This is a genomic window from Pseudomonas sp. Ost2 (assembly GCF_018326065.1).
Lineage (GTDB): Bacteria > Pseudomonadota > Gammaproteobacteria > Pseudomonadales > Pseudomonadaceae > Aquipseudomonas > Aquipseudomonas gingeri.
On record NZ_AP021904.1, the window covers coordinates 2,687,293 to 2,707,210 of the forward strand.

Consider the following 19,918-nt stretch of genomic DNA (forward strand, 5'->3'; position numbering starts at 1 on the left):
CATGTCAGTTGAAAAAGTCGCCGTCGTCACCGGCGCCGGCAGTGGCGTAGGCCTCAAGACCGCCGGGTTGTTGCATCGCAAGGGCTTCCGGGTGGTGTTGCTGGATATCGATGGCGATGCGGCCTTGACCCAGGCCACGGTCCTGGATCCGAGCGGCCTGAGCGTATTGGCGGCACGGGTGGATATCTGTGACGCGGGGCAGGTGCGCGCGGCCATCGACCAGGTACGCGCGCGTTGGGGACGGGTGGATGTACTGGTCAACAACGCCGGCATGCCCCAGGCCAATCTGCCTTTCGAGGCGGTTTCGGCGCAACTCTGGAGCCAGGTGCTGGACGTCAATCTCATGGGGATCGTCCACCTTGCCCAGGCGGTGGTACCGCTTATGCGCGAGCAGGGTAGCGGGCGCATCGTCAATGTCACCTCGGTGGCAGGCAGCCGCGCCCGGCCCGGAATGAGTGCCTATTGCGCGGCCAAGGCCGCGGCGATCTCCCTGACCCAGACCCTGGCGCTGGAGCTGGCGGACGCCGGCATCCTGGTCAACTCGGTGGCTCCCGGCTCGCTGGAAACCCCCATGTTCAGGAAATTCCTGCAACCGGATGAAGCCTGGGACGCGGCCATGGAGCGCTACTTGCCGAACATCCCGCTACACCGCTTGGGGCAGCCCGAGGAGATCGCCGAAACGGTGGTCTGGGTGGCGAGTGAAGCGCCCGGGTTCATGACCGGGCAGAACATCATTGTCGACGGAGGGCGATGCCTGTAGCACGGCCGCACCCGTGTTGCGTCGCCCGACGGCGCAACACGACGTGCAAGCAGGGGCCGTCATGAAAGTTCATCCAACGCGTTAACCCAAACCCGATAAACGTTTTAAAAAAACAGTTTCGTACTTCGAAGCTGCGGATTCTTTTTGTCTGATAAATCCAATAATAAAAGGTGGCAAATATGAAGGTTTCATCGCGCTCAAGCGTTTTTCTGCTGGCCGGGACCGTGATGTTGAGCGAGTCGGCATTATCGGCGCAGGCCTTTGACACGGCCTCTCCCTGGATGCTGGGCGATTGGGGCGGCTTGCGCCGGGAGTTGCAGGAAAAGGGTTACGACTTCGGTCTCAGTTATATTCCGGAAGTGGCGACCAATATCAAAGGCGGCTATGACCATGATCGTACGGCGCGGTATGCCGATCAGTTCGCCCTGAGTTCACATTTCGACCTGCAGAAGATTCTCGGTATCCAGGATGCCGATTTTCAGTTGACGATAACCGAGCGCAGCGGCCGGGACATCACCAACGACCGGCTGGTGGACCCGCGAGCGGGTTACATCTCGTCCTCTACCCAGGAAATCTATGGCGCCGGCCAGACCTGGCGCCTGACCAAGATGTGGTATCGCCAGATGTTTTTCGACAAGGCACTGGATATCAAGTTTGGCCGGATCCCGGTGGGTGACGATTTCGACACCATCGGTTGCGAGTTCTAGAGCTGGGCCTTCTGCGGTGCCTTGGGTGGACATGGTTCGAAGGTGTGGTATAGCGCCCCCGTCAGCCAGTGGGCGGCACGGGTCAAGTACAACTTCAACAAGGATACGTATTGGCAGGTCGGTGCGTTCGAGTTCAATCCCACGGAGCTGGAGCCGAACAACGGTTTCAAACTCAATACCAGCGGGCGTACCGGCACGACGTACCTGAGCGAACTGGGTTGGAACCCACTGTTCGGTAGCGGCTATCCGGGCATGTACAAACTTGGTGCCTATTACAACACCGCAAAAACCACGGATGCCCTGGATGATGCCAATGGCGCGCCGCAACCCCTGACGGGCCTGCCCCTGGCAGAGCGCAACAACAAGCAGGGCTGGTATGCCTACGCCCGGCAGAAAATCACCGCGGACGCCGGTGATCCACGGCGCGGTCTGAGCCTTTTCGCCCATTACTCGGCCAACGACAAGGCCACCTCGATGATGGACTACCAGGTGGAACTGGGGGCGATCTACACCGGGGTGTTCGCCTCGCGTCCCGAGGATGACCTGGGCTTCGCGGTGGGGGCGCTCCATGTCAACCCGGCGTTTGCCAAGCGCATCGAACTGCAGAACCAGGTACGGGGGCTGGTCGACTACAACGACCCGCGCTATCAGCCTGAACGTACCGCCGAATACGTCGCCGAACTGCATTACGGGATCAAGGTGGCACCCTGGTTGACCGTGCGCCCGAACATCCAGTACCTGGCCAATCCCGGGGGGCTTATCAGGTCGACGACTCGGTGGTACTGGGTGTGCAGGTCATGAGCAACTTCTAGGGCCTAGCCGCTCCCGAACAGACGGGAGGCCTGCAACGGGCCTCGCCGTCATCCATCGCGACGTCCGGCGCGCCTTGTTAGCCGGACTTCAAAGGCTCTGAAGGCGGCATCGGTTCTCCGGGGTGGGTGTTGGCCCTAGGATGCTCGGTAGCATTTTGATCAGTGGCGACGCCTGGCGCACCGCTGACCCATCGACTGGCAGGAGCTGAACATGACCCAGACATTGAAGATAAATGGCACCGTGCACACGGTCGATGTCGATGACGATACGCCGCTGCTCTGGGTCCTGCGGGATGTCCTCGGCATGACCGGCACCAAGTTCGGTTGCGGCATGGCGTTGTGCGGTGCCTGCACCGTGCACATGAACGGCGTGGCGATCCGCTCCTGCCTGATGCCGGTCAGTGCCCTGGCCCAGGCCGAGATCACCACCATCGAGGCCGTGGGCGAGACTGTCGCCGGCAAGAAGATCCAGGACGCCTGGCAGGCCCTGGAAGTGGTGCAGTGCGGCTACTGCCAGTCCGGACAGATCATGTCGGCGACGGCGCTGCTGGCAAGCAATCCCAATCCCAGTGACAGCGATATCGATAACGCCATGGCCGGGAACATCTGCCGGTGCGGCACCTATGCGCGCATTCATGCGGCGATCCGCCAGGCGGCCGGGGCGAGCTTCGTCAAGGTGGGCGCATGAACATCAGGTTCGACACGACTGCTGGCGGCCGGGTGTCGCGGCGCGGCTTGCTGAAAATCGGCGCGGCCACCGGCGGCGGGTTGCTGTTGAGCCTGGCCTTGCCCGGTGCGATCGGTGCCGGCCTGGCCGATGACAACACACTGTTCGAACCCAACGCGTTTATCCGCGTCGACCGCCAGGGCAAGGTGACTTTCACTATTGCCCAGGTCGAGATGGGGCAGGGCACCTACACCTCGATCCCGGTATTGATCGCCGAAGAGCTGGCGGTGCGTCTCGACCAGGTGGTGATCGAGCATGCCCCGGCGGACAACAAGCGTTATGCCAATCCGCTGCTGGGTTTTCAGGTCACTGGCGGCTCGACCTCGATCCGCAGCGCCTGGGACCCCCTGCGCCAGGCCGGCGCCACCGCCCGGACCCTGTTGCTCCAGGCGGCCGCCCTGCAATGGGGCGTGGCCCCGAGCAGTTGCGTGGCAAGCGAGGGAGTGGTCCGGCATGAGGCTAGCCGGCGTTCCCTGACCTACGGTGAGTTGGTGGAGAAGGCGGCGACCCTGCCGGTGCCGGAAAAGGTCGAGCTGAAAAGCCCGGAGCATTTCCAACTGATCGGGCTGACGAGCAAGCGCACGGATTCGCCGGCCAAGGTCAACGGCACGGCCCTGTATGGCATCGATGCACGACCGGAAGGGTTCAAGGTCGCCGCGGTGACGGCCTGTCCGGTGATCGGCGGCAGCCTCGCCAGCGTCGACGACCGCGCGGCCCTGGCGGTCAAGGGCGTGCTGCGGGTCATCCGTATCGACAACGCCGTGGCCGTGGTGGCCGAGCATATGGGCGCGGCGCGCAAGGCCCTGGCCTTGCTCGATATCCGCTGGAACGAAGGCGCCAACGGGCAATTCTCCACGGAAAAAATGCTCCAGGCGATCGAGCAGGCGTCCCGGGCCACGGGGGCCGTGGTGCGTAATGTCGGTGATGTCGCGCAGGCGCTGGCGCAGGCCGACAGGAAGTTCGAGGTGGTCTATCAGGTGCCGTTCCTGGCCCATGCCTGCATGGAGCCGATGAATTGCACCGTGCATGTCCGCGCACAAGGCTGCGACCTCTGGCTGGGGAGCCAGGTGCCGGCGCGGGCGCAGGCAGTGGCCGCGCAGTTGACCGGTCTGGCCGAATCCCAGGTCCAGGCGCACAACCACTTGCTGGGCGGTGGTTTTGGCCGGCGCCTGGACGTCGACTTTGTCGCCCAGGCGGTGGCTTTCGCCAAGCAGGTGGAGTTCCCGCTCAAGGTCATCTGGTCCCGGGAAGAAGACACCCGTCACAGCACCCTGCGGCCCTACCATTTCAACCACCTGAGTGCCGGCCTGGATGCCCACGGGCGGCCGACGGCCTGGACCCATAAGGTGACGGGCTCGTCGATCCTCGCGCGCTGGTTGCCGGCACGCTTTGCCAACGGTATCGACGGCGATGCCATACGCGACCCGAGCGGTCCCTATGACTTCCCGAACATTGGCGTCAGCTACATCCGCCATGAACCGCCCGAAGGCATTACCACCGGTTTCTGGCGCGGTGTCGGGCATACCCAGAACGTGTTCATGGTCGAGGGCTTTATCGATGAGCTGGCGGCGAGCGCCGGGCAGGACCCGGTGGCCTATCGGCTGGCGCTGCTGGACAAGCACCCGCGTGCGCGCAAGGTCCTCGAGGCGGTCGCACAGCATTCGGGCTGGGGCACCCCGCTGGAGAAAGGCCGGGGCCGCGGCGTTGCGCTGACCTTCTGCTTCGGCACCTACGCCGCCCAGGTGGCGGAGGTGAGTGTCGATGCCGCCGGGCAGGTGCGCGTGCACAAGGTGACCTGCGTGGTCGATTGCGGGCGCGCGATTGTGCCTGACAGCATCGTCGCGCAGATGCAGGGCGGGGCGGTCTTCGGCCTGAGTGCGGCGTTGTTCGGCAACATCACCTTCAAGGACGGGAAAGTCGAGCAGGGCAATTTCGACACCTACCGGGTCCTGCGGATGAACGAGATGCCGGCCATCGAAACCCATCTGCTGGACAGCGAGGAGTCTCCCGGCGGGATTGGTGAGGTGTCCACGGTGACGATTGCACCCGCGCTGGTGAACGCCGTGTTTGCCGCGACGGGCAAGCGCCTGCGTCAGTTGCCTGTCGATAGCCGCCAGCTGGCGGGTGCCTGAGTCGTTTCGATCCAGCGCTGTCCGATTGGCGGCTCGAACGACCGATTATAAGCAAAGAACACTTTGGCCGGTGCCTCTGCGACGGCGTTGCTGTATCAATACCGGCTGCAACGCCATCAACCACCTGACTGTCGTCGGGCTCGCTCTATCCAGTACTTCAGCGAATCCAACGAGGGGACCAACATGTCAGGTTTGCAAGAGCGCGTGGGCGGCCGGGAGTGGCGTGCCGATGTGCTGATCATCGGCGGGGGGCCGGCGGGTACCTGGGCAGCCATCAGCGCCGCCGCCCGTGGTGCCAGTGTGGTACTGGCCGACAAGGGCTACTGCGGCGCATCCGGGGCCACCGCGCCGTCGGGCACCGCCGTCTGGTACGTCGAGCCCGATGCGCGCAAGCGCGAAGCGGCCAAGGCCAGCCGTTATGCCCGGGGTGGCTATCTGGCCGAGACCGCCTGGATGGACCGCGTGCTCGCGCAGACCTACAGCAATATGCAGACCCTCGCCGACTGGGGGTATCCCTTCCCGCTGGACAGTGCCGGCGAACAACGCCGCATGTCCTTGCAGGGCCCCGAATACATGCGCCTGATGCGCAAGCGGGTGAAGCAGGCGGGCGTGCGTATTCTTGACCACAGTCCGGCCCTGCAACTGCTGACCGACCCTGACGGACGCGTCAGCGGTGCCACGGGTATCTCGCGGCAGAAACATCAGGCATGGCGGGTGGAAGCGGCGGCGGTGGTGATCGCCACCGGAGGTTGTGCGTTCCTCAGTCGCGCCCTGGGCTGCAACGTGCTGACCGGCGACGGGCACCTGATGGCCGCCGAAGCCGGTGCGCAGTTTTCCGGCATGGAGTTTTCCAACGCCTATGGCCTGTGCCCGGCATTCGCCTCGGTGACCAAGTCGGCGTTTTACCAGTGGGCGAACTTCTATCATGGCGATGGCCGGCTCATGCAGGGCGCCGGTTCCGCACAAGGGCGCAGCGTCATTGCCAAGGCGCTGCAGAGCGAAGCGGTGTATGCGCGGCTGGACAAGGCCGACGCCCTGGCCCAGGCGCAGATGCGCCTGGCGCAGCCGAATTTCTTCCTGCCGTTCGACCGTCTCGGTATCGATCCCTTCAGCCAGTTGTTTCCCGTGACCTTGCGCCTGGAAGGCACCGTGCGCGGCACGGGCGGCCTGCGCATTGTCGACGAGCAGTGCGCCACCAGCGTGCCGGGGCTGTTCGCCGCCGGCGACGCGGCGACCCGCGAACTGATCTGTGGCGGTTTCACCGGCGGCGGCAGCCATAACGCCGCCTGGGCCTTGTCTTCCGGCTTCTGGGCCGGGGCCGGGGCGGCGCAATTCGCCCAGGGCAATCGGCTGTCGGGAGGTATTCATCTGCGCGAGCAGGGTGGTGCCGGTCTGCTCGATGCGCGGGGTCGGCAGCTGGACCCCGGCGCCTTGATCAAGGCGGTGCAGGACGAAGTCTTCCCGTACCAGCGCAACTGGTTTCGGCGTGGCGACGAGTTGCAGGCCTCGCTGGGCCGGCTCGATACCTTGTGGCAACAGGTACGCACGGCGGCACCGGCCTCGGACAGCGAGCAGACCCTGCGCCTGCGCGAAGCCAGCGCGATGCTCGCCGTCTCGCGCTGGATGTACCGCAGCGCCCTGGAACGCACGGAAAGCCGGGGCATGCATCGGCGCAGTGACTACACCCGCCTCGACACGACCCAGCGCCATCGCGTGCTCAGTGGCGGCCTGGACGAAGTCTGGACCGCTCACCAGTCGCTGGCACCGGTGGACGAACAACTTCTCGCGGAGCAGGCGGCATGATCGAACTCATCGACGCCCAACGCTGCACCGGTTGCAACATCTGCGTCCTGGCCTGCCCGACCAACGTCTTCGCGCCGTTGGAGGGGCAGGCACCACGGATCGCCCGGCAGGATGACTGCCAGACCTGCTACATGTGCGAAGTCTACTGCCCGGAAGATGCCTTGTTCGTCGCTCCCTACGCTGATCGGCCCGCCACCGATGCCGAGATCGCCCGGCAGGCCGGACAGTGGCTGGGCAGCTACCGCGAGGCGGTGGGCTGGGGCAAGGGCCGCCAGTCCACCGCCAGCGCCGACCAGAGCTACCAGTTGCTGGGCAAGGCCTGAGTCACCGGGGCCTGGTCACGGATGGTCTGGTCGAGGATGGCCTGGTCGAGGAAAAGCGCCGCGTTTTCCAGCGCCTGCATCCCTTGCGGCAGAATCGCCGCGAACAGATGCCAGACGTGAAACATCTGCGGCCAGACCTCCAGCGACACCCGTACGCGGTTCTCCCCCAGGTGGGTGGCGAGCCGCATGGCGTCGCTGAGCATCACTTCGTTTTCCCCGATCTGCACAAGAATCGGCGGCAGCCCCCGGACATCGGCGAACACCGGTGAGGCATCGGGATCGGTAGGCAACGCACCGTTGAGAAAGGCCTTGGCGAGTAGCGTCAACCCCAGGCGCGAGGCCTGCGGGTCGAGGCCGTCGCGGTTGTCGATGGAGGCGCCCGTATGCGCAAGGTTGGCCCATGGCGACAGCGCCGCGCCGCCTGCGGGCAGAGGCAGGCCGGCGTTGCGCGCCTTGACCATCACCGAGACGACCATCGCACCGCCGGCCGAGTCCCCCGAGAAAACGATGGAGCGCGGGTCGTTGCCCTGCTCAAGCAGCCAGCGATAGGCCGCTAGGGTGTCATCGATCGGGATCGGGAAGGGATGTTCGGGTGCCAGTCGGTAGTCCGGCAGATAGACCCTGGCCCCCAGCAGCTTGGCGAAGTGCCCGGCCAGGCCCAGGTAGCCCTTGGGACTGCCGCCTACGTAACCCCCGCCGTGGATGTAGAAAAGAATCCGCTCGCCTTGCAGTCCGTCGGGAATCACCACGGCGCCGGGGATGCCGCCCATATCGATGGCATGGGTGGTAACGCCCTCGGGAATCGGGTGCGAGGACAGCACCTGTTCGTAGGCCTGGCGTTGCTGGTCAAGGGTGGTGGTCGTTTCCTGACCCAGGAGAAAAGGGCCGAAGTCGGCGGCCGATGCGACCCAGGCGTCGAGACGGGCCTGGACAAGGGGAGTGAATGCCATGGAAGGTTCCTCGTGTGGCAACCCCGCGACAGGTTCGGGGTTGGCGAATGAGGTTCCAGTTTATTCCTGGCATTGACGAATGGATTTCCCCTCTGTGGGGCCGGATGTGTTGACCGAACGTTCGTTGAAGACGTTCTGGATAGCGCCAGGGGCGTGCCAATAGCGGGCTCAGGCGCCGATCTGCCTCAGCAACCGATTGACCCGGACCGCGTCAAACGCGGCCGGATCAAAACCGCTCTCGCCGAACCACTCCAGCATGTTTCCGTGCTCGGGATGAGTGGGGTCGGTCAATGCGGCCAGACACTCGCCATACCCGGGCGCGCCACCGATATCTTCCGGTGGGCAGGCGTTGGCCCCGTCGATGCAGTACGGCAACGCGGGGCAGGCCTCGGCGGGCAGGGTCTTTTCCAGGGTGATCAGGTGCTCCCAGTTGTCGCCGAAATCGTAGACATAGTGGAACGTGCTGTGCTGCTGCAACACGTGAACCAGGGCATTGCCTTGTTCCGCGACCGGCGAGCCGTCCTGATGACTGCCGGAGACTGGAGCCCTGTAGTGCCTGCCGGCGATTTCAAAGCGGTGCGGGTGGGTGTCACTCCAGCCCATGCTCGTCTGGATGACCCGGTGCAGGGTGTCCAGGGAAATGCTGTCAGGCACCGCGACCTGGCGCCAGATCGTGGGAATGATGGTTTTCAGTTCGATGCGCAGTATCTGCACGCTGGCGGTGTGTGGCTCAGCCGGGCGGGTGGTCTGGGGCATAAGGCGCAGGCAGCCTCGCGGTGGTCAATGGCAGGGAGTTGTCAGTCCGATACTAGCGGTGTTGCACCGTGGCGAAAATCAGATGGGACGGACAGGTTTGGTGTGAATAGGCCTACATGCCTGGCTGGGGTTTAAACCTCGATCTATCCCTTGGGAGCGTTTCGTCACCGTCGGGAGTAGTTGGCTGCAACTAGTCGGACCCTATGCCCGCCCCCCTGTTACGTACAACGCCCCCAGAAAGGAACAACGGGTGTATTAGCAAAAGATTATCAACATAATAATGACGTCAATATGTTGCCAACGTCCCTTGTTGCTGCGGCAAATGCCCATGAACGGCTGCATTCGTGCATATCGGCGGGTATGTAACATGTTTTTGCACAGTGCCTGGCGAGAGGTTTTCCGTGTCTCGTGCCCGGAGTATGAGTATCGACGGATTGTCCGACGTTTTTACAACTAAGCCGCCACTTGGCCTTTAATTGACACCGCACCAATTTAACCGGAACCGGTACACACTCAAACGCGTGTCCCGGCTCTCGGCGACACTCCTAGGCGCAGACCTTGGCAATCTGTTCGCGCAGCCAGGTGTTGGCACTGTTCTGGCCGGCCTTGCGGTCCCATAGCATGTCCATGGTAAAGCTGGGCAGGCCCGCCGGGGGTTTGCAGAAGGAAAACTTGCTTTCGTCGCAGATCAGCGCCTGGATGCGACGGGGCAGGGTGAGCACCAGGTCGGTGCCGTTGATCATCTCAAGCGCCGCGACATAACTGTTGGAGCGAGCAACTATCTGCCGGGTATAACCCTGTTTGCCGAGCCAGCCGTCGACCATGTTGGTGTCCGACATCCAGGGCGTTGGAAAGATATGTTGGCGCTCGACAAAAGTTTCCAGGTTGAACTTGTTGTCGGGTGGCATGAAGTTCTTGTCGACCACGCACACCAGGTCGTCGTCCAGGAGTATTTTGGATTTGAAGTTCTTCGCGTCGCGATGAAAATTGGGGCCGGAGCAGATAACCAGGTCGAAACGGCCATCGGCAAGTTTCTCGACCGGAATGTCTTTATGAAACTTGTGGATGTTCAATATGACCGGGAAACTACTCTTGATAAAACTCTTCAGCAGGCTGGGAAGAATCAATAGTTCAAAATATTCAGGTGCACAGATATTGAACGTGATCTCTTTCTTCGCCGGATCGAAGGGTTTGGTTTCCGAATGACAGAGGTTGATGCTCTTTATGATGTTGATGACATGGCTGTACATGCTGGTGGCCTTGCTGGTGGGCCACATGGCATTACGGGTGTGGATGAACAGCTCGTCCTCGAAGCTGGTGCGCAGCTTTTTCAGGCAGTAGCTCACGGTGGACTGGCTGACACAGAGGGTTTCGGAGACCTCGGTGACGCTGTTCTGCTCATAAAGTGCGACGAATACCATCAGGTCCTGCATGTCCAGTTTTCTGAGCAAATTGCTATTGAGCATAAAATCCGTCTCGGTGAATATCCATGGGTATTACTTTTCTTCATGTTTTTACTAAATCTGCCTATTTGTATATTAGCGGATGCAATTTAGTTTTTAAATAGCCTGTAGGAGTCCTCCTCCATATATTCGCGGCTCACATTTTGATAACCCCTGCACAGGGACGGAGGAGGACGAAATGTTGGTACGTGTCACGGAAAGCCAGACACCCTTGTGGACGCAGGCAACGGAAGTTGTGAAGGAAAAATTTCGCAGCTCTTATAAGGCAAGCGTGGAACCAAACCCGCAATATTTTGCACTAACGCAAGACGCCGAGGAACGGATTCTTTCTTGCGCCGGTATAACTTTTGCCGACCATCGAACACTGTTCTCCGAGCAGTATCTGCCGGAGCCGGTGGAGACGATTCTGTCGCGCCGCTTCGAGAAAACCATCGACCGCGCGAACATCGCCGAGATCGGCAGCCTGATCTCCCATCACCTGACGGCAGGCATCATCATGGTCAACATGATTCCCCTGCTGGCCTGGTGCATGGGGGCCACTACCTGCTGTGCACGGTCACGCCTCGGGTCCGGGAGATGATGGAGAGCTGCCAGATCGTCTTCGAACCTCTGCTCGCCGCCGACCCGCAGCGACTGGCCGATGAAGCCGGCAAGAAGTGGGGCAGCTACTACTCGAAATTGCCGGTCACCGGGTTTATCCGCGTCGACCCGCAGCGCTCGCGATTCGCCGCGCTGACCCTGAACACCCTGTTCAGCCAGCTACCGACCGATCTGCCAGTGAGGGCGCAACCATGAGCCGTGCGTTCATTGCCGACTTGCGGCTGGCCTTGCAGGTCAACCGTCATGAAGTCTGCTCGGTCGATTGTGTCGCCGCAGGTCCCGAGCATGGGATTGCCCTGACCTATGGCGAGCTGGAACACCGGGCGTTGAACCTCGCCGCCGAGCTGCAGCGCCGCTTCAACGTCACCCCTGGTGGCGAACGTGCGGTACTGGGCATTGCCACGCGCAACAGCAGTGACTGGTTGATCGCCGACCTGGCCTGCCTGTTTGCCGGGATCACTGCCTTGCCGCTGCCCCTGGCCTTCAGTCAGTCCCAGGCCGAGCACCTGGCCGAGCGTTGCGACGGTTTCCTGGTGGACAACGCGGGCTTGCGTACCCTGGCCGAGCGCTGGCTGCTCGATTTCCCCGCCGACCGCCTGCGCCGTATCAGCGAGCCGGCCCTGGAGCAGCCGTTGCTGCACGAGCCGGACGACAGCGACTGGATCTGCAAGATCATCCACACCTCGGGTACCACCAGCCGGCCCAAGGGTGTACGCCTAAGCACGGCGGCGGTGGGGGCGGTGCTGACGTCCCTGCGCCAGGGCATGCCGGCCGATGCCCATCGTCGCTATCTGTCGCTGGTGCCCCTGAGCCTGCTGCTGGAGCAGGTCACCGCCGCGTACCTGCCGCTGCTGGCAGGTGGGACCGTGTATTTCCTGCCGGAAGAAGAGCCGCTGCTGGGTGAACCGGGGGCTTCGCCCCAGAACCTGATCGACTGGATCCTGCGGGTCCAGCCGACAGCCCTGACGGTTCCGCCGGTGATGCTCAATCGCTTCTACGAGCAACTGGCCCGGGGTGATGCGCAGGGCGAGCGCCTGTCGCGCTACCTGCATTCGGGTGTGCATATCACCTGCGGTGGCGCGGCGGTCGGCCTCGATATCCTCAATGCCCTGGCCGAAGACGGTATCCCGGTGTTCCAGGGCTACGGGCTGTCCGAGAACGCCTCGGTGGTCAGCATGAACACCGCGCAGCACCAGCGCCTGGGCAGCGTCGGCAAGCCACTGCCCCATGTCCAGGTGCGCATCGGCGCCGACCAGACCATCGAGGTCAAGAGCAGTTCACTGTTCAGCGGTTATTCCGGGCTGGACCCGAGCGCCTGCTCGATGTCCGCGGACGGCTGGATGGACACCGGCGACCTGGGTGAACTGGATGCCGACGGCTACCTGTATGTGCGGGGGCGCAAGAAGAACGTGATCTGCCTGCCCAATGGCCGCAACGTCAGCCCCGAGCAGGTCGAGCTGGAATACCGCGAATACCCGGGGGTGCGCGATGCCGCGGTGTTCTTCGACGAGGATCACGGCCTGGTGGCCCTGCTCTGTGTCGAGGCGCAACCGGACCACGCCGCACTGGCCAGTTGGTCGGGCCGTCGCTTCTCCGATATCGAGCGCCCGAGCCACCTGTGGCTGCTGACCAAGGACGATCCGCTGCTCGAACAACTCTACACCGTGACCGGCCGCCCGAAGCGCGCCGATATCGCCACTGTCTTCGCCACTCTGCAAGGGAATGCACACCATGAACACGCCTGCCTATCACTCTGAAAACCCCGATATCTCGATTGTCGAACCGCGCCATTTCGGCAGCCTCGGCAAGACCGAACTGTACGAATTGCTCGGACACTACGGCGTCGTGCTGTTTCGCAACTGCACTCACAACGCCGAGGATTTCAGTGCCTTTGTCCGCCAGCACAGCTCGCGGCTGAGCCTCGATCCGGCCCGGGTCATGGTCGGTGGCGCGGCGCAACTGGTGGATGCGGGGCGCGATGCCGTCGGCCTGCATTGCGAGAACGGCAACTCGCCGTTCTGGCCGGACATCACCTGGTTCTATTGCCAGGAAGCACCGCGCAAGGGCTCGCAAACCACCCTGTGCGATGGCGAGCGGGTCCTGGCGAAACTCTCGCCGCAGTGCCGCGAGTTCTTCGAACTGAACCCGATCCGCTACAGCCGCACCGTTGCCGGCGACAAGTGGCGCCGCCTGGTCTGCCACTATTCCTCGACGCTGTCGGACCCGGCGGCGGTGGTCATCGATGACCTGCTGCAGGTCATCGGCGACGATCCGCGCACGCAGATTTCCTTCAATCCGACCGACGACTCGATCCATTACGCCTTCACCACCTCGGCGATCCTGGTCTCGGAGTTCAGCCGGCGTCCGGCCTTCGCCAACAGCATCCTCGGACCGTCCTTCAACTATGAGGCGCCGGTGATCGATACGCTGTCGGGGTTGCCGATCCCGGGCGAGTTCCTGGTCGAGATCGCCGCCGTGACCGCCCAGGAAACCTACCCGGTGGGCTGGCGCGACCACGACATGGTGATGATCGACAACCGCAGGGTGATGCACGGCCGCCAAGCCATCGTTGACGACCGTCGGCGCATTTTCAACGCCCTGAGCTACCGCTGAGACCTCTCTATGAAAACCAGGAACAAACAAATCATCACCGGCCAGTACGAGACCTACACCGACGGCAACGGTCGCCAGATCGTCGACCTGAGCGGCGGCTTCGGCTTCCAGGTGCCCGAGGTGATCGACGCGGTCAGCCGCCAGGCCGGCATCATGGGCCTGTCCAACCGGGTGCTGATGTCCGAGCCGCTGATCGCCCTGTGCCGCACCCTGGCCGAGCAGTTGCCCGAGCCGCTGGTCAGCTCCTATGTGTGCAGCTCCGGCGACGAAGCCTTCGAGGGTGCGTTGAAGCTGTGCAAGGGCCTCAAGCCCAAGGGCAAGACGATTGTCTTCATCCAGGGCGGCGACTATGGCTCGCTGAGTTACGGGCGCTGCCTGAGTGCGTCCCAGGACTATCAGGAGGTCCAGCGCTTCCTCGGCTTCGAGCGGGTGGCGATCAGTCAGGTCGGTGACCTGGACACGGTCGACTGGAACGACTGCTTCGCGGTCTGCCACACCAGCACGGTGATCGATGGCAGCGGTCACCTGCGCCTGATCGACCAGGCACTGCTCGACCAGGTGTATGCCCGGGCCGCCAAGGCTTCGGCGCCGGTCATCGCGGTCGATGTGCAGAGTTGCCTGGGCAGCCTGGGCCACCTGTTCGGCTTCCAGCGCTATCGCAACACGCCGGATATCGTGGTCCTCGGCGGCGCCCTGGGGGGCGGCGCCATTCCCATCGGCACCTATACCTGCAGCGAGCGGATGGCCTATGACGTCTACGGTCGCAGCAGCCCGGCGAAGCACGGCAGCACCACCGCGGGCAACCCGATGGCCTGCGTGGCCGCGCTGACCGCGCTGGACTATGTGCGCACCCACGATTCGGCCAGGCAGTGCCTGGAGAATGGTCGGCTCCTGGCCCAGGCACTGGCCCCGGTCGGGGCGGTGGCCTGCGGCGCCTGGGTCAGTGTGCCCGTGCCCGCCGACCTGACACCGGCCGAGCTGTGCGAGGCGCTGTACGAACAAGGCGTCTACGTCAGCGAACCACGGGGCCGCGAGCTGATCCTGCGTTGCCCGATCACCGCCCGTGCCGAACCCATCCAGCGTGCCGCCCAGATTATCAAGGAGACTTTCAGCCATGTCCTTAACCCTGCCTCATGAGCAACTGCTGGATGATTGCCAGCGTCACTGGAGTGCCTCGGCGGCCAAGCTCTACCGCCTGGGCAAGACCAGCGTCGAACAGCACACCGATGGCATCTATGTCACCGACCATGCCGGCAAGCGCTTTATCGACTGCGCCTGCAGCTACGGGGTGTTTATCGTCGGCCATCGCAACCCGCTGGTGCGCGAGCAGGTGCAGAACCAGCTGAACCGCATGGCGTGGGTTCCGGAAGGGCGCGTGCATCCGTTGCAGGAGGCGCTGTCCGAGCGCCTGCGCGACCTGGTCCCGGGCGACTGGGGCGATGTGCAGTACATGGTCTCCGGCGCCGAGGCCATCGAGCAGAGCCTGCGTTACGTGCTCAAGGTACAGAAGCACCGTCGCGGCATCGTGGTCATGGGCGATTCCTATCACGGCAAGACCCTGGCGGCGATGAGCATCCTCGGCCAGCAACAGCACCATCGCAGCTACGGCACCCATGCGCCGCAGGTGACCTACGTGCCGTACGGCGATTTCGCCGCCTTGCAGAAGGCGGTGGGCGAGGGCGTGTGCGCGGTGTATGTCGAGCCGATCCTCGGCGGCGCGCACCTACAGGTTCCGCCGGTGGGCTACATGGCCAACATCCGTGCCCTGTGCGACGCGACCGAGACCCTGCTGGTGGCCGACGAGATCCAGACCGGCTTCGGCCGTTGCGGCAAGTGGTTCGCCGTGCAGTACGACGAAGTGGTGCCGGACATCATGATCCTTTCCAAGGGCCTGACCGGCGGCTACACCTCGTTTGCCTGTGCCATGTACAGCCAGCGCCTGACCCGGCAGCATCCGCTGCGCGAGATCGAGCCGGACCAGCGTACCAACGGCGGTCACCCGGTGGCCTGTGCCTCGGCCCTGGCGGCCATCGATTATATCGAGCAGCACGACCTGGTGGAGCAGTCACGGGTCAATGGCGGCCTGCTGCGCCACGGCCTGCAACGGCTGGCCGAGCGCTACCCGCAGATCGTCGAGGACGTGCCGGGTGTCGGCCTGATGACCGGCCTGCGCCTGCGCGGCTCGGTCTATGAAGCGCTGATGAGCATGGAGCTGGGCAAGCGCGGCATTCATGCCGGGCATTCGATGAACGAGAAGGCCAGTCGCCCGGTGTTGCGTTTCTATCCGCCGTTGAACATCACCCCCGAGGCGCTGCGGCATGTGCTGACCATGACCGAGGAAGCCCTGGAGGCCATCGCCCAGCGGCCGGCCCTGGGGATCAAGGCGTTCTCCCTGGTGGTGCGCAACATGTACCAGATCCCCAACAAGCTGCTGCGCAGCAAGGGGGAGCGCTGAACATGTTCAATCCGGACACCCTGACCCTGCGCGAAATGGCCGGCCTGTTGCGCCGGGGCGCGCTGACCAGCGTGAACCTGCTGGAGTTCTACCTGCAGCGCATTGCCGAGCGCAATCGCTCGATCAATGCGCTGATCCAGCTGGAGTCGGTCGACGAACTGCGGCGCCAGGCCCGCGAGGCTGACGAGCTGGCCAGTATCGGCAAGCTGCGCGGACCTTTGCACGGGGTCCCGCTGACCATCAAGGACGTCTGTCATGTGCGGGGTTTTCGCATGTCGCGGGGCCTGGAGGAATTGCTCGGCGAGACCAGCGAGCAGGACGCCACGGTGGTGGCACGGCTGCGCGAAGCCGGGGCGATCATCCTTGGCATCAGCAACGTGCCCGAGCTGTGCATGGCCTTCGAGACCGAGAACCTGCTCTATGGCCGCACCCTCAACCCCTATGATCCGCAGCGCTCCGCCGGCGGCAGCAGTGGCGGTGAAGCCGCAGCCATCGCCGCCGGCTGCTCGCCGGCCGGCCTGGCCTCGGATGCCTGCGGCAGCGTGCGGATTCCGGCGCACTTCAATGGCATCTGCGGCCTCAAGCTGACCCAGGGCCGGGTGCCGTTGACCGGGCAGTTTCCCAATGACCGCTCGGGCCTGTTCCACCTGACTTCGGCCTTTGGCGTGATGGGCCGGTATGTCGATGACCTGGCCTTGCTCGGGCCGTTGATCAGCGGTGCCGACGGTCAGGATCCGGACACCGTCGACGTGCCCTTTGTCGAGAGCAAGCCCCTGGCCGAGCTGCGTGTGGCACTGTCCTGGGAATCGGCGCGGACCCGGGTCAGCCCTGGGGTGAAGCAGGTGTTGCAGCGGGTCGAGGCGTGCCTGGGGACGGTGGTCGCCGGGCTCTCTGCGGCGGTGCCGCCGATGCTCGATGAGGCCTGCGACGTGTTGTGGCGGGTGTTCATCACCGGCGCCGATGGCGGTCGTGGCTGGCAGCGGCTGTTCCAGGCGATGAACAAGCAGGCCTATACCCCGGCGACGGCGGAGCTGGTTCGGCTCAGCGGCGATGTCGAGCTGAGCGTCGACGAAATGAAGCGCGACTGGATTGCGATCGACACCTTCCGCTACCAGTTGGCGAAGTTCTTCACCGAGCACGATCTGTTCATCTGTCCGGTGTTCCCGGACGTGGCCTTTGCCCATGGCGAGTCCCTGGACGACCGTGACCGTTATGCCTTTGTCTTCCCGTTCAGCCTGTCCGGTTCGCCAGCGGTGGTGATTCGCGCCGGCCATGACCCGGACAGCGGTTTGCCGATCGGCATCCAGATCGTCGGGCCCCATTGGCAGGAAGAGCGCCTGCTGGCCGTCGCCGCGTTCCTCGAGCGCCAGCTGGAGCGCTGGACCCCGGTCATGCCCCGGGGTGCAACGACTCCCTGAGGCCGTTTACGCCAGCACCGGCTTGGGGGCACGACTGGTCATCACCAGCACCCCCATGCCGACCGCCACCAGCACGGCACCGACGGCTTCGATCAGCGTCGGTTGCTGCCTGAGCCAGAACCAGTGGAACAGGGTCACGAACAGCGTGTTCAGGTAGACATAGGAAATCACCGTCGACGGCGCGATCACCCCGATGGCCCGATGCAGCAGCCAGAAGGTGGCCAGGGTGCCGAACAGCGCCAGGTACAACAGCCAGAACATATCCCGCCCCGTCAGCAGCGCCCCGCTGCGCCAGCCCCCACTGAACAGACAGAACGCCAACAGGAACAGCGCGCCGAAGAGCATGTTCCAGAAGGTCATCGCCACCGGATCGCGGCCCTTCAACACGCCGGCCTTGAAGCGTTGGCTCAAGGGCGAGTAGAGCGCCATCGCCAGGCAACCGACACCGAATACCAGCACCGGATACAGCGCGGGCAATTCTCCTGGCGCCGCGCCCTTGAGGATCAGCATCACGGCGCCAGCCGCCGCGAGCACCATCGGTGCCAGGCGGGTCTTCAGGTTCGGGCTGGGCAACAAGAACACTTCGAAGCACAGCGTCATCAGCGGCACCAAGGTGTACAGCGTCGCGGTATTGACCGCGGTGGTGTAGCGCAACGCCTCGAACAGCGAGCCGAAATACGCCGCCAGCAACAGGCCCAGCACCCCGTGGGCGAGCAGGCCCTTGAGCGAGATCGGCGAGGTGTTGTTCAACAGCAGCGGCAGGAACAGCAGGGCGGAAAACAACAGGCGCAGGCCGGTCAGCAGGATCGGGTCGATCGACTGGCCGACCTCGGCGGCGGCAAAAAAAGACGCGGCGATCAGGATCGCCCAGATCAACATGCCGCCGTGAGCGGTGGCAAAACTGGCTGGTTTCATGAGTGTTTCCAGGGTTGGGCGTGCGTGGCCATGATGGCCTGCGGGCACGGGTGGGAAGAGGCGTGGCGCAATGGCGCGGGGAGACGGGAAACGGTCCTTTCAAGGCTGGCCGGGCAGCCGCTGGGGAGACCCTGGAAGGACCGTCGACGCTTACTGGATATGCTGTGCGTAATGCTTGGGATTGAAGCGCAGCACCATCACGATCATTACCGCCATCACGGCCGCGAGGGACCACCAGGCCCACTCGAAGCTGCCCAGCTGGTCGCGGATCATCCCGGCGATCAGCGGCGAAAGGCCGGCGATCAGGTAGCCGATCCCCTGCACGAAGGCGGTCAGGCCGCCGGCGCGACGCGGGTTGTCCAGATGATCGAGGGAGACGATCAGACTCATCGGGAACAAGCCGCCGATCCCCAGGCCCAGCAGGCACGGCCACAGCAGGGTGAAGCGTTCGGGGCTGAGGATCAGGCCGCAGAAGCCGGCGATGATCAACAACAGCAGCACCGCCAGCACCAGGCGGCGATCCTGGCTGCGGTTGGCAATCGCCGGGGTCACCAGGCCGGACACCACTTCCATGGCGGTCAGCAGGCCCAGCAGCAGGCCGGCGCTCTGTTCGCTCCAGCCTTTTTCCACGTAGTAGGGCGCCAGCCAGGCCAGCACACAGGTGTAGGAGGCGGTGCCGAGGCCGAAGAAAATCGCCAGCAGCCAGGCCCGCGAGTTACCGACGAACGATTCCTGGCGACCGCTGGCCGGTGCCTGGGGCAGGTGCGGTACCGCCGAGCGCTGGGCGAACCAGACGATCAGGCCCACCAGTGCCAGCAGTCCCCAGACCGCCAGGCTGATCCGCCAGCTGCCGGTCTGCGCCAGGACAAACGGCGAGAACGACGCCGCCAGTGCCGCGCCGCCCATGATCGAGGTGACGTAGACACCCATGAACAGCGAGACATTGTTGCTGAAGCGCGACTTGATCAGCGCCGGCATCACCGCCTGGATCAGGGCGATGCCGAGGCCGGCCAGTACCGCGCTGAGGATCAGTTCGGCGGTGCTGTCCAGGTACAGCCGCGACGCGGTGGCCAGGCCGATGACCAGCAGCGACACGACAATGGTGCGGTGCTCGCCGAAGCGCTGGGCGATGCGCATGCCGAGGAACATCGCCAGGCCCATGGCCATGACCGGCAGCATGGTCAGCAACGCGGCGGCGCTGAAACTCAGCGGGATATCGCCACGAATGGCCGACAGCAGCGGGCCGACAGCGGCCATTGACGGCCGCAGGTTGAGTGCGACCAGTACCACGCTGACCATCAGCCAGACGGCATGAGCGCTTGAAGCTCTAACGTTTTCCATGTGGGAGCCTTAGATTACAAAGCTCCGATTAGGCCACCTCGGGTGCGCCAGGGCAATTTGAAAACTAGGCGGCGATATCGAGAAATTAGGATTCGCTGCCGTGCGGCCAGGCAAACGCCACGCGCTTGGGGTGGCGTTTGCCT

At 63.9% G+C, this 19,918-nt stretch carries 15 protein-coding genes and 2 pseudogenes; 12 read left to right on the top strand and 5 right to left on the bottom strand.

Annotated elements, in window-relative coordinates; all coding sequences use genetic code 11:
• Position 1: 1 nt before the first annotated feature.
• The 6 genes and pseudogenes from KI243_RS11730 (at position 2) to KI243_RS11755 (ending at position 7,264) form a co-directional block, all read left to right on the top strand.
• Positions 2-760 carry an SDR family NAD(P)-dependent oxidoreductase gene (locus KI243_RS11730; protein WP_177086367.1) on the top strand — a complete coding sequence of 253 codons (759 nt, stop codon included), beginning with the start codon at positions 2-4 and terminating at the stop codon, positions 758-760.
• A 281-nt stretch (positions 761-1,041) separates the two neighbouring features.
• Positions 1,042-2,268: pseudogene (locus KI243_RS11735) on the top strand (carbohydrate porin).
• Positions 2,269-2,490: 222 nt separating this feature from the next.
• Positions 2,491-2,967, top strand: a complete 477-nt coding sequence (locus tag KI243_RS11740; RefSeq protein WP_017128833.1) for a (2Fe-2S)-binding protein — start codon at positions 2,491-2,493, stop codon at positions 2,965-2,967.
• Entirely contained in the window at positions 2,964-5,138 is a 2,175-nt protein-coding gene (locus KI243_RS11745; protein WP_212810849.1) for a molybdopterin cofactor-binding domain-containing protein, read from the top strand. The genes KI243_RS11740 and KI243_RS11745 overlap by 4 nt, the downstream gene beginning before the upstream one ends.
• Positions 5,139-5,321: 183 nt before the next feature.
• Positions 5,322-6,941 carry an FAD-binding protein gene (locus KI243_RS11750; RefSeq protein ID WP_177086363.1) on the top strand — a complete coding sequence of 540 codons (1,620 nt, stop codon included), beginning with the start codon at positions 5,322-5,324 and terminating at the stop codon, positions 6,939-6,941.
• Complete coding sequence (locus KI243_RS11755; RefSeq protein ID WP_178992519.1) at positions 6,938-7,264, top strand: ferredoxin family protein; 327 nt, start codon at positions 6,938-6,940, stop codon at positions 7,262-7,264. The genes KI243_RS11750 and KI243_RS11755 overlap by 4 nt, the downstream gene beginning before the upstream one ends.
• On the opposite strand, the gene KI243_RS11760 is transcribed toward KI243_RS11755, so the two are convergent.
• The 3 genes from KI243_RS11760 to KI243_RS11770 all read right to left on the bottom strand — a co-directional run bounded on the left by KI243_RS11760 (position 7,240) and on the right by KI243_RS11770 (position 10,436).
• Positions 7,240-8,214 carry an alpha/beta hydrolase gene (locus tag KI243_RS11760; RefSeq protein WP_212810850.1) on the bottom strand — a complete coding sequence of 325 codons (975 nt, stop codon included), beginning with the start codon at positions 8,212-8,214 and terminating at the stop codon, positions 7,240-7,242. The genes KI243_RS11755 and KI243_RS11760 overlap by 25 nt on opposite strands.
• 168 nt (positions 8,215-8,382) lie before the next feature.
• A complete protein-coding gene (locus tag KI243_RS11765; protein WP_177109497.1) occupies positions 8,383-8,970 on the bottom strand; it encodes a plasmid pRiA4b ORF-3 family protein in 588 nt (195 codons plus the stop codon).
• Positions 8,971-9,515: 545 nt separating this feature from the next.
• Positions 9,516-10,436 carry a LysR family transcriptional regulator gene (locus tag KI243_RS11770; RefSeq protein ID WP_017128857.1) on the bottom strand — a complete coding sequence of 307 codons (921 nt, stop codon included), beginning with the start codon at positions 10,434-10,436 and terminating at the stop codon, positions 9,516-9,518.
• A gap of 175 nt (positions 10,437-10,611) precedes the next feature.
• Between KI243_RS11770 and KI243_RS11775 the strand changes: the two are divergent.
• From KI243_RS11775 to KI243_RS11805, 6 genes and pseudogenes are all read left to right on the top strand, one after another.
• Positions 10,612-11,228, top strand: a pseudogene (locus tag KI243_RS11775) (thermostable hemolysin).
• The gene (locus KI243_RS11785) at positions 11,225-12,790 is read left to right on the top strand and encodes an AMP-binding protein (RefSeq protein ID WP_177119031.1); all 1,566 of its coding nucleotides are present in this window, start codon (positions 11,225-11,227) and stop codon (positions 12,788-12,790) included. Before KI243_RS11775 ends, KI243_RS11785 begins: the two are co-directional and overlap by 4 nt.
• Positions 12,765-13,646: a TauD/TfdA family dioxygenase gene (locus KI243_RS11790; RefSeq protein ID WP_212810853.1), complete on the top strand. Its 882-nt coding sequence runs from the start codon at positions 12,765-12,767 to the stop codon at positions 13,644-13,646. Before KI243_RS11785 ends, KI243_RS11790 begins: the two co-directional genes overlap by 26 nt.
• Positions 13,647-13,655: 9 nt before the next feature.
• Complete coding sequence (locus KI243_RS11795; RefSeq protein WP_017128861.1) at positions 13,656-14,783, top strand: aminotransferase class III-fold pyridoxal phosphate-dependent enzyme; 1,128 nt, start codon at positions 13,656-13,658, stop codon at positions 14,781-14,783.
• The gene (locus KI243_RS11800; protein ID WP_042936706.1) at positions 14,761-16,101 is read left to right on the top strand and encodes an aminotransferase class III-fold pyridoxal phosphate-dependent enzyme; all 1,341 of its coding nucleotides are present in this window, start codon (positions 14,761-14,763) and stop codon (positions 16,099-16,101) included. The genes KI243_RS11795 and KI243_RS11800 overlap by 23 nt, the downstream gene beginning before the upstream one ends.
• Before the next feature lie 2 nt (positions 16,102-16,103).
• Positions 16,104-17,519 (top strand): amidase, encoded by a 1,416-nt coding sequence (locus KI243_RS11805; protein ID WP_177116436.1) that lies wholly within the window; start codon positions 16,104-16,106, stop codon positions 17,517-17,519.
• 6 nt (positions 17,520-17,525) lie between these two features.
• Here the strand turns inward: KI243_RS11805 and KI243_RS11810 are convergent, their stop codons facing one another.
• Together KI243_RS11810 and KI243_RS11815 are read right to left on the bottom strand one after the other, a co-directional pair.
• The gene (locus KI243_RS11810) at positions 17,526-18,434 is read right to left on the bottom strand and encodes a DMT family transporter (RefSeq protein WP_017128864.1); all 909 of its coding nucleotides are present in this window, start codon (positions 18,432-18,434) and stop codon (positions 17,526-17,528) included.
• Positions 18,435-18,584: 150 nt separating this feature from the next.
• Complete coding sequence (locus KI243_RS11815) at positions 18,585-19,775, bottom strand: cyanate transporter (protein WP_042936715.1); 1,191 nt, start codon at positions 19,773-19,775, stop codon at positions 18,585-18,587.
• Between the last annotated feature and the right edge of the window lie 143 nt (positions 19,776-19,918).